The following is a 14,525-nucleotide window of genomic DNA, read 5'->3' as shown; positions in this document are numbered from 1 at the left end:
ACTAATTCGTAATTCTCAAACTCGTAATTAACTTACGCGAAGCAACTATGGTCTACTGACTACTAACTCCGGACTAAATATAATGAAAACGAACTAACAAAAATTACAATGAAAAAACTATTTATATGCTTAATAGTGTGTATGGGGTGTTTTTTAAACCCCGCACAAGCGCAAAATGACAGCATCCCCTTACTTGAAAAAAAACTGGCTACGCTCAAAAACAAGCCACGGGTAGATGTGCTCAATCAGTTGGCACAAGCCTATAAAATAAAAGAGGTACTCGATAAGGCGAAGAGTTACGCCAAAGAAGCCGAACAATTGGCCAAAAGCCTTGGTTATAAGGCTGGTATTGCCGAGAGCTACCATCAACAAGGTGCGTTACTGGCTATCCAAAAAAAATATAAGGAGAGTATTGTCAAGTTTGATAAGTCTTTTCAATTGTTTGAAGAACTTAAACTTGCCAAAAAAGCTGCCACATTACTTAAGAAATTGGGTGGTGCCTATTTTTACAACCAGGAAATGGCTAAAGCAACTGTCTATGTCAAACAGGCAGAAAAGCGCTTCCAAAAACTCAACGAACCTGAAGAACTGGTTGAAATACAGTTACATTTGGGCATTCTTTATAACCAACAGGGAAAGCTAGACTTGGCACTGGAAAATTACCAAAAAGTCAAAAAGTGGTATCAGAAGAAGCAAGACACTAAGTCGGTCGCCAATATTATGGTAAATATTTCAGAGGTGTATTTCAAACAAAAAGACCTGAAAAATACCATCAATGCATTATACTATTCTTACCAATTGTTTACCAAGTTAGAAATGGTTCCTCAACGTGTAACCATAGCCGAACGCTTGGGGTACAGCTATAGGCTTGCCGAGAAACACGACTCATCGGCTTATTACCTTCAGCAAGCACTGAACCTGCGCCCTGACACTCCCACCCATGCACAAGCAAGGGCAAGTTTATACAAGCAGTTGTCAGGTGCTTATTATTATCAAAAAAAGTTTACTAAGGCAATTGACTGCAACTTGCGTGTCATCAAACACCTGGAGTCATTGCCAGATAATAAGGAGGCAAGTGAACTTTTGATGGATGAATATGTGAATGTGGGCATTCTTTATAAAACCATTGGGGAGTATGACAAAAGCCTTGAGTCTTATAACAAAGGTTTGGAACTGCGGAAAAAACACAATAAAACAAAGGACATTTCTTATATTTTGGTAAATATGGGAGAGGTATACCTTGCCCAAAAGAATTATAGTGAAAGCCTTAAGTCATTTAGCCAATCATTGAAAATGAAAGAGGCTAAAAAAGATACCGCCCGTATGTTGGCTGTTTTGGGGCATTTGAACGATTTATACCGCGCCATGAAGGACTATCGTCGTACTGGGGGAATCATGGAGAAAATGTACAAGCTTAGGCAAGAGAGCAGCAAGTTCAAACTGACTGAAGAAAATAAGCGCGAGTTTTTCAAAGAGCTATCGATGGTGTATTACAAAGCCGAAAACTTTGAAAAGGTGTATTTTTATCAAAGCAAACTATTGACTTTGTATAAGGGAGAAGCTGACGAACGTTTGAAGGCGCAAAGCTTGTTTAATTTAGGCATGTGTTCCGAAAAACTCCAAAGAAGATCTGAAGCAATTGATTATTACCAAAAGTCTTACAAAATACTCAAAAAGCTAGATGATAAAGAGGCAATGGCACAGGTAGCCTATAACATGGCCAGTTCTTATAATGAGCTTAAAAACTATATGAAAGCCATCGAGCAACTCAAAAACACATTGGCTATTAGAGAAGAACTCCAGCAAAAGAAAATGATAATAGTGATTTCAAATGATATAGCTCAGTTGTATATACAGCAAAAGAAGTATAAAGAAGCGATTCCTTACTTGAAAAAAGCTGATGAATATGTCGAAAAACCTGCACAGGAAGTGGCTATTTTAGAAAGACTGACTTTGTGTCATGTTAAACTTGAAGACCATAACAAAGCCCTCGAGTATGCCCAAGAGCTGATCAAGCTCAAGCCTAAGAAAGACTCTTATAGAAATAACGAAGGGCTGATATTAATAAAACAAAAAAAGTACAAAGAAGCTATTGGATCGATGAGCAAGGCAATTGAGCTGGGTACCGACCCTAACTATTATTTTACCCGGGCAAACCTTTACCTTCAGACAGGGCAACCAACAAAAGCTGTTGAAGACTACAACGCTTGTCTTGACAAGGTAGGCAACTCAGCTATCTTATACAGCGCCCGTGCCTATGCTTATGTAAAAGCAAACCAATTGGACAAAGCTGAAACAGACCTCAAAAAAGCCACTGAACTTGACCAAACACTGGCGATGCTACAGTTTAGCAGGGCTGCCTACTTTATGGCAAAAAACCAACCCGACAAAGCGATAGACAGCTTGGAGCGGGCAGTAAAACAAGGGTTTAAAGAAAAAGAAAAGATTACCACAGAAAAGCTGTTTGCCCCTTTAAAGGACAAAGAAAAGTTTAAAAAGTTGATGCGTGAGTTAGGAAGTTAGGAACTAATACAGGTGCAAGGCACAGGCGACAAGTTGAAGGCTGTTCTGCAAGGTTCAGATTTTTTTTTAAGTTTTATTTGAGGCAAATAGCAACCCCTTAGCTGACTAATACAGTTAAGGGGTTTTACAATACAACGTAGCATTATTTTAAATCCAACAAACGGCTCAATACAACACCTCTACCTTACGAGTTTTGAGGCACTCTAATTGCCAGGGTAGATCATCAGCGTTTAAAGGATTGTTTCTTACATCTAACTGGCAGTACTGAATGGCAGGGTTATCAATCAAACCTATCAAACTTGTAAGATGATTGTGCTGTAGATTCAAATGCTCTAGCTGTGGCATACTTTTGGGCAAAAATGCTAAATCCTCCAATTGGCAATCTACCAAATGTAACTCTTTGAGCTGGAGCAAGTGCCCTACTGGTTTCCAGTTTTGGATGTTTTTCATCCGAAACACTCCACGACTGATTCCCTTCAGTTTTAGCACTTCCAGATTAGTCAAGTGTTGCAACACCGCTAGTTCACTTTTATCCATTTCATGGTTTACAATGCTCAACTCTTTGAGCTGTGCCGCAAACTGTAAACCGTCTAAACAGGTGGCATCATCCTCCAATCCAAAAGTAAAATGGTTTCTTAAAGGGTATTCTGGTATGTGCAGTTTTTCCAAACGCCATAAGTCTTGGTAACGCAATGGTGTACCATAAGGCAAAGACAACTCAATGCATATAGTAGTCAGCACAAACTCATCGGGCATATACACCCTTCTCTTGGCTATCACGTTTCTAAAACCATATTGCATACACAATTGCATTTTAGAAATTTGGTTGGTCATTATTGGGTGCAGGTCAATAGGGGCACCCATTTCGCTCATAATCTGAAAAGCTATCACGTGATTGACCTCATCATCACTGTTTAGTAGCTTCTCAATCTTGGAAATGTAATTGGCTTCGATTATCACAGTTTTGTTATTTTAGTGTTATATGAATGTGATTAGGAATAAGAGCATCTTTTAGATTTTCACCAGATAGCGTATGAGGTAGTTTATGAAGCTTTGAGGCTTTCAGAAGTGTAAAGAAAGCAATATTGTCTAAAAGGCAACGGTCTTTTAAGAGCATATAACACGCCCTTTGGTTGTTGCTTTAGCATTGTTTAAAGTGGTTATTTAAAAGGAATTTTTACGATAAATTTCTGGTTCAGATACGCAGATACATTAAATCTAACTTAACTGAATCTCCACGAATCCTCCAAATTAAGTTTGGAGTTCCCACCTGAGTTTGTATTCGAAGTAAACCACACCTACATCCCTGCTGTGGTTGGTTTTGCTTCAGCAATTGTATTAAACTCGCCATAGCAAAGTTGCGATGAGTTGGGATTTAAACAGTAGATTCAGTTTGACAGTATATAATCAGAAAAATTACGTAAAAGCTCATGGTCTCGATTTATCAGAGACCTAATTAATGAACCAAGTCGCAGGAAAGTTTCTAAATCCTCAGCATCAAGTTTGGAGGATACTACCAACGACTAATTTTAAACATGCGATTAGAAGAAAAGGTGTACAAAGCTAGATACTGCTAACTATAGTTGTAAATGATTTAAATTTACAATAAGGAATTTTGATAAAAAACCTTACCCTATAGCACACAATCAAGGATAGTTGCTATTAATTCACTACATCAATGGGTTGAAAATGCCTGGTGTCAAATAATTATCAATTTTGTATTATAAAACTTAAATAAGTATTTAGAATGCATTTAAACTTTCACTTTTGGAGGTAAAACTATGACTTTTTACGCCTTGTAATTATATAATCTCCTCGACCATAGTTTATAGGCTATGCCCTCAGAAATCGCTAAAACAAGGATCAAAAGGCACTTTTTTAATCCAAAAGATGAAACGAACCATAGGCAAGTTTTACCTTTTGGCTACTTTTAAATGTATCCTTATTAGGTTTAAGTTTGAATGTTAAAATGCTAGATTAAAACCTGCAAGCACTATAAAGTTAACAAATTAAGATTAAAAAACCTTATTTTTTATAAAATTATAACAAGTTGTTATGAAAAATGTTACACTTAACAATGTGTATCAGTATTTATACTTACTTTCTTGTATCTATCCTTCGTTGTAAGCCAAACATTTCTTAGTAATTTCACCGAGACCAATATCAGAAAGTTATTTTGAAACAGGGAAAGGCAGTGGGTGCTTCTCCTGTATTTGTTGGCTTTATTCCAAAAAAAGCCCGGTTTGAGTTTATCAACCAGGCTCTAAATATTCAAATCTATCCAATGTTTACATTAATCCTTGTTCCATTGAAGTGCACGTCCCGGAGTATAAGGAGCTCCAGCTGCTTCCAACGCACGTTCTATTTTTTTCAAGTCATTCAGTACCTCATTCAATGTTTTCATCAATGCGGCAAAAGACTCCTCGGCTACCTTAAGGCTTTGTTGGTGTAGTTTGGCAGGAGGGGCGGTACTTTGCGCCAATTGGTAGCCAATTAACCCAATACGTGATGACACCGAAGTAGGCGTTTCGAAAAAGCGTCGGCTCAAACTACCATCACCATTCATGGCACGGTTCCAGGTACGTAGTTGCTTATCTGCCTTGCGAATGTCTGCCAGTAGGCTCATAGATGCTTTGGGAGCGTTGAGCACTGCTACACGCATATGCCTTATTTTGCGTTGCATTTCACGTTGCAATCTGTTGGCACTCATCACAGCCCGGTTCATTTTGCTCAGTTTATTATGAAAAGCCGTTACCTCCGCCCGGTTTTGTACAGGAATGGTAGTATTATTTAAAGGAACTACTTTAAAACTGGTAGCAGGTACCATTTCGGTATATTTACCATCTACTACCTTGCCCAAGGTTACCTTATAAGTACCCGGAGTAACCAAGTGACCTTGCGGAGGTGATTGGTAGTAGTCAAGGGTAGGGTAAGGAGTCAGGCGAGTAGGGTTTACCGCAGGGTAGCGTAAATCCCAGGTAATGCGTTTTAACCCTTTATTTGCCGAGGTTTTAATTCGTCTGATGACTGTCTCCGAAGCATCGGTAATGGTAAAAACAAAATAAGGGCGTAGTTCATCGTCTTCGGCGCGCATTTGCTCAAACGACGGGTATTTGATGTCTTGTTTGTTTTTGCGGGCTTTGGCTTCCTCAGCTTTGCGTTTTTGACGCAGGGTTTTGATTGATTTTTTTACATAATAAGTAAACGTTGCGCCAAACTCAGGGTTAGGAGCAGCATAAAAGCTATGTCCTTGAAACCCGGTTTTACGGATACCCAATGGTGTAGCTACATTGTACCACAAAGCGTCTTTAATAGGGAAAATATGGGCGTCTTTGGCAAGCAAATCATTGTTGAGCGTACGCAAAGGAGAATAATCGTCCAGAATAAAAAAACCACGCCCAAACGAAGCCAATACCAGGTCGTTCTCTCTTTTTTGAATTTCCATATCGCGGATAGCCACCGTAGGCAACCCACCTTTTAGTTGAATCCACTTATTGCCACCATCTATCGTAAAGAAGACCCCAAACTCGGTACCCACAAACAATAGTTTTGAGTTAACGTGGTCTTCGGCAATGCTATACACTGACCCACGAGCGGGCAAGTTGGCCGCTATCGATTGCCAGCTTTTTCCTTTATTGGTGCTTTTAAGCACATAAGGCTTAAAGTCTCCTCTTTTGTGGTTGTTAAATACCGCGTATACCACATTTTCGTCGTGTTGCGAAGCAAGCAAATGATTTACATAAGTAAGCTCAGGCACATTGCCTACTTTCTCTATTTTTCGCCAGTTGGCACCGTCATCTTCCGACACCTGCACCAGGCCGTCATCGGTACCTACGTATAATAAACCTGCTTTTTTGGGCGATTCGTGCAATGCCACAATATTGCCATAAATGGTAGTAGAGGCATTTTTCCGGATCGCATCCACGCTCCATACCCTGCCCATCATTTTCATTTTATTGCGGTCGAGCTGGCGGGTCAAGTCAGGGCTAATGGCCTTCCATGAATTGCCTCGATCGGTGCTTTTAAATAGCTTATTGGCAGCAAAATACAAAGTAGTATTGGCATGAGGACTAATCAACAAAGGAGCGTCCCAGTTCCATCGCAGCCCCGGTTCACCCTTGCCTTCTACAGGTTGGATACCAATGCGTTCGCCACTTTTTTTGTCGTACCTCATCAAAAAGCCATGCTGCGACTGAGCATATACAATGTTAGGGTTTTTTGGGTCTACTTGTGTCTCAAACCCATCGCCAAACGTACTAATCTCCCAATCGGAGTTGGCTATGCCCATATCTTTGTTGGTGCGTGAAGGCCCGGCAAAACTGGCGTTGTCTTGGGTGCCCCCATACACATTATAAAAAGGCGTATCGTTGTCGGTGCTTACTTTATAAAACTGAGTAATAGGTAGGTTAGGCTTAAACAACCAGGTACGGGCGCGGTCAAAGGTTTCGTACAAACCACCATCACACCCCATGAGCATATGGTTACCATTACGGGGGTTAATCCAGATGGCGTGGTTATCTACGTGCTTTAGGTCTTCACCTATTCGCTTAAAAGATCGTCCTCCATCGTAAGTTACCATACCAAAGGTATTCATCGAATACACCGTATTTAGCTCGGTAGGGTGGCAATAGATTTCCTGATAATAGTTGCCACTGGTATTATAACCACTCATCTTTTGCCAGCTTTCTCCGTTGTTTACCGAGCGATAAAAACCTCGGTTGGCGGGCATTCCTTCTACTATAGCGTACACGTATTCAGGATTTACTGGAGATATTGCCAAGGCAATGCGTCCCAAGTCGCCACCAGGAATACCGTTTTGAACCTTTCGCCAGGTTTTGCCACCATCCGTAGATTTATGAATGCCCGATTCGGGACCTCCACTGAGCATACTAAACACTGTACGGAAACGTTGCCAGGCAGTAGCGTAGAGTACGTCAGGATTTGTTGGGTCTATTACTAAGTCGCTTACCCCGGTTTTATCGCTAATGTCCAGTATTTTTTTCCAGGTTTTGCCACCATCTTCAGTTTTATACAAACCACGCTCTCCGCCCATGCTCCATAGTGGTCCCTGAGCAGCTACGTATACCACGTCTGAATTGCGTGGATCGACAATGATTTTACCAATGTGCTCCGATTTTTTGAGCCCCATGTTTTTCCAGGTTTTGCCACCATCGGTCGACTTATACACCCCGTCGCCATAGGCAATGCTACGTTGAGCATTGTTTTCGCCAGAGCCTACCCATACCACATTGGCATTGTTGGGGTCTAGCGTAATGCAACCTATAGACGAAGAACCCTGGTGATCGAAAATAGGTTGGAAGGTAGTGCCTGCGTTGTTAGTTTTCCATATACCGCCTCCAGCAGTAGCAAGGTAATATTGACTAAAATTGCCTGGGTTTACGGCCAGGTCTATGATTCTGCCCGAAAATGTGGCAGGCCCTATATTGCGAAACTTCATGTGGGCAACAGTGCTTGATTTTAATTGGGGGGTTTGTGCCAGGGTGGGCAAAGCCAACCAACCCAAAAGTATTGTTAATAAATAGCAGTATATATATTTTTTCATCCAAATAAAAAGTTTTAAAAATAGTGTGTTTTGTTATACAGTGAATGAGCCATTATGGGCTTTGCCTTGCGTATTGTTGCAAAGCTTACCTAATTTGTGGCAATATAGCAGATGATCAACAAAGACACGGGATTATTTTTTTACTTTCGTAAAATTAATACAACTGGTATAGTAAAGTTTGGTAAAAACTGCTTTTTAAGAATAGAAAAATGAGGGGTAAATTGAGATAAGTACAAAAAAAAATCAGGTGAGAGAACGTCTAAGGTTCCCTCCCTGATGTAGAACGCCTGCTAACGTATAGTTTATCAAAGTAAATCTTTGAAATGTCTTTGAGCCAGAGAGTGCTCAAAAACACTTTATATTTTTGTCTCTATTTAAAAGAGAATAAGGTCTTTTTTGGTTTTAGATGAGAAGTTGTTTTGTGTTGTACTTCTCTCTAATTGTCTGTTACAAAGGTAGCAGATTTTATAATACCAGTAAATAGGTTGTTTTTGGGAAATGATATGGGATAAATGATAGGGGTAATAGGTAAAACCCCTATTCGGCAAGCAAAAACCCTCAAAAAACTATACCAGCTTATGTTCAAGGGCAAATCTTACGAGTTGTACGTTGTTTTTGAGATTCAGTTTTTTTAGAATATTTGCCCGGTGGTTGTCTACAGTTTTGGAGCTAATAAATAGTTTATCGGCTATCTCTTTGTTCGACAACCCTTCTACCAAAAAGTGTAGTACTTCTTTTTCACGGGCAGACAGTTGAGGAATAGAGGGTTTATCACCGTTGACAAAACTGTTGATAATGATTTGAGAAATGTCCTGGCTGTAAAAATTCCCTCCTTGGTTGACCCTTTTGATTGCCTCTATTAATTCGTTTTCGAGCACATCCTTATGCAAAAAACCATCAGCTTTGGCCTCCACAGCTTTCAATACATAAAACTCTTCTTTGTGCGAACTTAGCATAATTACCTTTAGGTCGGGATGTTTACTTTTGGCTTTTTTAGTAAACTCTATACCATCCATTTCGGGCAGACTAATGTCACATAATACCAAATCTGGTTTTACATTGTCTAATTGCTCCAGTGCTTCAGCAGCACTGCTAAAGTCTGACAAAATTTTAATCTCATCAAATCTGGATAAAATCTTTTTCAACCCAAGTCTTACAAGGGCGTGATCGTCAATAAGGTATAGTGTTATCATAATTCGTAAGTTGTGTTTTTTAATAAAAGTATAACAGGCTTCATAATTAGGGGGTTAGATATTGAACTTATTTTGCACCATTTTCTTGATTTTTATTGGGTTAACTTTGCTTTCCCTCAAAGATTATAACCCACAATGAGTTTGGATGATTTTAATACCACAAAATGGTGTAGATTTAAAACCACACTTACTAAAAATTGGGAGATTGTTTGTTGTTAACTCCCTTGTTGAAAACTAATATAGAATAGTTAAAAAAAATAATATATAAGGTTTTAAGGTAAAAATGTGTGGCAATATTACAAAAATCCTCTCAAATGAAATATTTGTTTGATTTTTATTACTCCTTACCCTTTTTAATAAAATATTATTGGTCGATTTGTATGAGTATAAAAAAAGTCACAGGATTTATTAAGTAAAGCTACTCAATAAGAAGCATTTAAAACACAGATATGTTTCTTAAAAATAAAAAAAATGCAGTGAAACTCCATAAATTCAAAGGCAAATAATTTAAACAATAGCCTTTCTTAGTTTTTTTGCCGTAAATTGCGGATTACTAATGTAGGTATAATATATCAGACCAATGTAAGGTACTGTGTCTGAGTTGTTTTAGCATGTATGACAGATTACTGGGCATTTTTGGATGAAAGCGGCAATAGTAATTTAAACTTTGACCGTAGTAAAGCTTCATCACATTTTATAATTAATGCGATGATTATAAAATGTGATGAGGTGGAAGAAGTAGAGCAAGGGGTAAAAAAAATTATAAGTGAGATAAAACCTGTTAGCGATGCAACTCCCAACCAAATGCCTTTGTTTACTCCCCAAAGTACTCAAAACATTCTTACTTCGCTGGAAAACAAGCACGATGCCCGCATTAATTTGTTACAAAAATTGAGTGAGTTGCCATTTTTGATGCACTACATTGTCATTGACAAAAAAACATTGTCGAAAGAAGAAGTAAACCATTGGGTACGATTTTATAAACTGCTCAATACTGTAGCAGATGAAGAGTTTTTTACCCGGTTTCCCCAATTAAAATTGGTGGCTCCCCCCAGCAACCGTTCCAGCAAGTTTATCCCCAAGTTTGCTCGCTACATCAAAGGTAAGTATGTTCCCAACTTGTTTTCAGACGCGCACTTTAGGTTTGTGCCCAAAGACGCAGGTTTGCTGGCACAACTGGCTTTTTTCCTGACCGAAACCCTTGCCTATAGCTACGAAGAAAAGCTTAAAACTGAGATTACCAAGTTGTTTGTACAAATGCTCAAACCCAAAGTAATCCAAAGCTTCTCTTATACGCCTGATTATAACCCTTTTGAAGACCTTCTGTTATAAAAATAAAGGGTGTCTTGTCAAGTATAAATTAATCAGTTATTATAGCTAAAAAATATTCCCCCTAGCTCTATTTTACCAATGCCTAAAAGTATCTTACTAGCTGATGATGCTTCTAATACTTTAAAGGCTGTCATTCACTTTTTTAAGGAATTCAGAAAAAACTATGAGGTATATTAGACATTATTACGAAAAATTACAGGCATTGATATTCAGTGCATTAGACAAAGACCGTTTACAAGGATTGCAACCTGTCATAAGAATGAATGCAGCGACTATTTTTTGAGAAATCGTCAGTAAATGAGTCGTTATCAATCCATTGAGTCTTTAAAAATTTTTCGTAATAACCTTTATTCTATAACTTAAGATGAAAAAGAATCAAATATTTACTTACCTATATATACTGAGCATGTTGTGTACTGTAGGGGTTGCCAAAGCGCAAAATCAACAGTACGCCCAGTTTCACCATAGCCCATTACTTACCAATCCAGCGATGGTGGCTTCAGACAATGACCTGAAGGCATTGTTTCATTATCGACACAAAAACTTAAGCAATGGCTTTAATTATTCTAACCCAATGCTGTCAGTGGTATACCCACTTATAACGCAGCAGTTAGATGTCAACGGGCAAGTAACCACCAAAAAACGCTGGGGGAGCATTGGTCTGGTTTAGGACTGGCATTGATAGCAAAAGCCCCCTCAAGAAATAGATAAAATAGATGGCAAACATCTCAGACAAACTCCAATCACCCAAGGTTTGGCATTACCTCCAGCCAATCATGCTTCAATGCATACAAAACCTAAAAAATACAGAAATATATGAGGCAAGCAAAATGCTATCGATCTTACAAAAAATTGATGAAACGTCACCTCCTGAAGCACAAACCAGAAAAGAACAGGTAGTCCAGGCATTGTACAATTACAATAAAAAAAATATCCCGAACTTATCAAGTTGGCTAAAGAGTAGGTATTTTACCCTTTAACAGCCTCATTGTTCATTCCTTCAATTGCAGAGAGGAGCCAATGACAACGGTCGCCCGCTTTTTGCTGCGTTGATTGTTAAAAAAAACAGCATTAAGGAACATAATCGCCCCGTAAACGGGACTTCGGGCGTAGCCCTCAACAATAACCCCAATAAGAAATCGGGACTTTGAAGCTGTCCGGTTTAGAACATATTAGCTTTGCAGAGCTTGAACTTCGTTCTGCGGTTCTCTTTCCTGACTTTCGTTAACCCGGCAGTTCCGCCGAGGCTGGCAGCTTTTATTGTCCGTAGTACCGTCCCACGGTCTGGCTCAACATCCCCCGGATGTTGCCTTGCCCGCAAAACGGCCTCAGTCAGCCTTGAGTTTATACCCTCAATCTCAACACTTATTTTGAACACTGTTCCTAAACAATCAACTGTGATCGCCATAAAGCAACCACTAAAGGGGCAGCTTATTTTGCCAGGCATCAGTTTACCAAAACTCTTTTGGCAATGTAGTTTACGACCAATTTTTTATTATCTTGGCATAGCCAATGGTTGAATGTGCAAGCCTGCTAAACGCTTGTTTTGAAGTAAGTGGGTGAAAGCTTAAGAAATTAACAAAAATAAAGGTTTTGATCATGAAGAGGTTCAAAGTACTTTTTATAGCTGTGTGGGCAGTAGTGCTGATTATAACAGAGAGTGTTCCTGCACTGGCTCAAAAAGTCTTATACCTCGACGGAAGTGACAGAATCATTGATGTAACCCCTTATGTGGGCTTTTTTACGGATACTACTCACCAGATTACCCTTCAGAAAATACGAACTCCTGAGATACAAAAGCACTTTAAGCTTAATAAACAAAATAAGGTCAATTATGGCTCAAATGGAGGCACTGTATGGTTTAAACTGGTACTACAAGGCAACCCTGGACAATATGTGCTAGAGCTCACCAATACGTCGTTGCAAGACCTTAAGTTTTATACGCCTATACCTAATGGGCATTATCACGAAGCCAAACGGGGTACCTATAATGAGCGCGCGATCAAAGCTACGAGTTTGTTGTTTAAAATAAGTTTGCTTGATAGCGAACCTCATGTTTTTTATATGCGTTGCCATAGCCAAAAGGTATTGATGGCACCTTTATATATAGGCACTGCTGTTGCTTTTATAGAAAAAAACCACACCAAAGACCTAATGCATGGGATGTATTTTGGGCTCATGATTATCATGATTCTTTACAACTTATTTATCTATATCAGTACCCGTGAGTTAGCTTATTTATACTATGTATGTTATGTATTCAGCCTTACCTTGCTCACTGCTACCATGGCAGGGCATTCGCAAGAATTTTTGTGGCCTAATTACCCTACCCTGGATGAATACAACTTTTTGTTGCTGGTTTTGATCGGTTATTTCTCGATCTTATTTGCCAACCGTTTTTTGCATACCAAACGCTACGCACCCCACCTCAGAACTATTTCTTACTGGTTACATCCTTGTTTTACGGTGGTGGCAGTGATTAGCTTTTTTGACCTCAATATTGCGATCAAACTAGGCCAGGTGTTTATTCTTCTTACTTCTCTACTATTGATTGCAATGGGGGTAAAAGTAGCACTAAAAAAATATGCACCTGCCCGGCTTTACCTGCTGGGTTGGGGGAGTATATTTGTTACCTCTTCGGTAGCTTCGTTGAGCTACGCCAACCTATTGCCAATCAATATAGATAATATTTTTTTTATAGAAATGGGCGCCACTGGTGAGGTTTTACTGTTTTCGCTGGCGCTTGCCAATCGCCTCAATTTTTATCGCAAAGAACAGGAACGTACTCAGCAAGAAAATGAACGCCTGGTAAAAGAACAAAACGAACACCTTGAAAAGGAGGTAGAACGCCGCACCAGTGAAATAGAGCACCAAAAAGAAGAAATTATAGCCCAGGCTCAAGTGCTTGAAGAGTCAATCCAACACTTACACCTTGCCCACAATAATATTAAAAGCAGCATTCAATACGCCAAACGTATTCAGTTGGCGTTATTGCCTCCTCAAACAGTATTGACAAAACAAGGGCTGAATTTTTTCATCTTGTACAAACCTCGTGACATTGTCAGTGGCGATTTTTACTGGTTTACAGAGGTAGAAAAAGCTGGACGCAAACAATTGATTATAGCGGTGGCAGACTGTACCGGGCACGGGGTGCCAGGGGCTTTTATGACCATTATGGGCAACGACTTGCTCAACCAATTGGTAAAAGGGCAAGGAATGACCGACCCAGCCAAGATATTGGCTGCATTGGATCATGGGGTAATGAACGCTCTGGGAATAGAAAGTTACCCTACCAAAGGGCATAAAAAAAACCAAATTCAGGATGGTATGGATATGGCGTTGTGCCTCATTGATTTTGAGGCAGGGAAAATCATCTTTGCCGGAGCCAAGCGTCCATTGTATTACTTTCACAAACACCAAATGCAAGTAATTAAAGGCAGTAAATACCCCATAGGCAGCACACAATATGCCCAAAAAAGCTTTGAAAAACATCACTTGACTTTTGCCAAGGGCGATGCCCTATATATGTTATCAGACGGTTATGTTGACCAATTTGGTGGGGAAAACAATGCCAAGTTTATGGTCAAAAAATTTAAGCATTTACTAAAAGAAATAGAGCATTTGCCTATGCCTGCCCAAAAAGAGTTTCTGGAGCGTAGCCTGGAAGACTGGAAGGGTTTTGGCAAGCAAACTGATGACATACTGGTATTAGGATTAAGGCTTTAGTCTTGGTGGGTTAGGCAAAAACACCGCAAGCCCGCAATTATTCCTCCAAAATAGCCTGGTGCCACAAGACCAGGGAAAGAAGTTTTGCCTACAGCTTGACAAGTAATCTCTCCTCTCTTAGGAATGGTACCAAAATAAATTTACATTCTTAACCTCATCTTTTGAGGCTATACTTTGTTAAAAAATAG

Annotated in this window: 7 protein-coding genes; 4 read left to right on the top strand and 3 right to left on the bottom strand. The window is 39.4% G+C overall.

Annotation, left to right across the window (positions count from 1 at the left end):
* The first annotated feature begins 108 nt into the window (after positions 1 to 108).
* Complete coding sequence (locus tag Q0954_RS29110; RefSeq protein ID WP_299463779.1) at positions 109 to 2,523, top strand: tetratricopeptide repeat protein; 2,415 nt, start codon at positions 109 to 111, stop codon at positions 2,521 to 2,523.
* 165 nt (positions 2,524 to 2,688) lie between these two features.
* On the opposite strand, the gene Q0954_RS29105 is transcribed toward Q0954_RS29110, so the two are convergent.
* From Q0954_RS29105 to Q0954_RS29095, 3 genes are all read right to left on the bottom strand, one after another.
* Entirely contained in the window at positions 2,689 to 3,483 is a 795-nt protein-coding gene (locus Q0954_RS29105) for a leucine-rich repeat domain-containing protein (RefSeq protein ID WP_299463776.1), read from the bottom strand.
* 1,333 nt (positions 3,484 to 4,816) lie between these two features.
* Positions 4,817 to 8,086, bottom strand: a complete 3,270-nt coding sequence (locus tag Q0954_RS29100) for a glycosyl hydrolase (RefSeq protein ID WP_299463773.1) — start codon at positions 8,084 to 8,086, stop codon at positions 4,817 to 4,819.
* 566 nt (positions 8,087 to 8,652) lie between these two features.
* Entirely contained in the window at positions 8,653 to 9,279 is a 627-nt protein-coding gene (locus Q0954_RS29095) for a response regulator transcription factor (RefSeq protein ID WP_299463770.1), read from the bottom strand.
* 615 nt (positions 9,280 to 9,894) lie between these two features.
* Here Q0954_RS29095 and Q0954_RS29090 point away from each other — a divergent pair.
* From Q0954_RS29090 to Q0954_RS29080, 3 genes are all read left to right on the top strand, one after another.
* The gene (locus Q0954_RS29090) at positions 9,895 to 10,611 is read left to right on the top strand and encodes a DUF3800 domain-containing protein (RefSeq protein ID WP_299463767.1); all 717 of its coding nucleotides are present in this window, start codon (positions 9,895 to 9,897) and stop codon (positions 10,609 to 10,611) included.
* A gap of 364 nt (positions 10,612 to 10,975) precedes the next feature.
* Positions 10,976 to 11,281, top strand: a complete 306-nt coding sequence (locus tag Q0954_RS29085; protein ID WP_299463765.1) for a hypothetical protein — start codon at positions 10,976 to 10,978, stop codon at positions 11,279 to 11,281.
* Between the two features lie 929 nt (positions 11,282 to 12,210).
* Complete coding sequence (locus Q0954_RS29080; RefSeq protein ID WP_299463762.1) at positions 12,211 to 14,337, top strand: 7TM diverse intracellular signaling domain-containing protein; 2,127 nt, start codon at positions 12,211 to 12,213, stop codon at positions 14,335 to 14,337.
* Positions 14,338 to 14,525 lie beyond the last annotated feature (188 nt).

The organism is uncultured Microscilla sp. (assembly GCF_947493425.1).
Taxonomy (GTDB): Bacteria; Bacteroidota; Bacteroidia; order Cytophagales; family Microscillaceae; genus Microscilla.
Note: the sequence above shows the minus strand (reverse complement) of the source record. Positions and strands in the feature narration are given on the sequence as shown.

Coding starts and splice junctions, on each gene's coding strand:
- Q0954_RS29090 (WP_299463767.1), top strand. CDS start 9,895: ATGACAGATTACTGGGCATTTTTGGATGAAAGCGGCAATAGTAATTTA.
- Q0954_RS29095 (WP_299463770.1), bottom strand. CDS start 9,279: ATGATAACACTATACCTTATTGACGATCACGCCCTTGTAAGACTTGGG.
- Q0954_RS29080 (WP_299463762.1), top strand. CDS start 12,211: ATGAAGAGGTTCAAAGTACTTTTTATAGCTGTGTGGGCAGTAGTGCTG.
- Q0954_RS29100 (WP_299463773.1), bottom strand. CDS start 8,086: ATGAAAAAATATATATACTGCTATTTATTAACAATACTTTTGGGTTGG.
- Q0954_RS29110 (WP_299463779.1), top strand. CDS start 109: ATGAAAAAACTATTTATATGCTTAATAGTGTGTATGGGGTGTTTTTTA.
- Q0954_RS29085 (WP_299463765.1), top strand. CDS start 10,976: ATGAAAAAGAATCAAATATTTACTTACCTATATATACTGAGCATGTTG.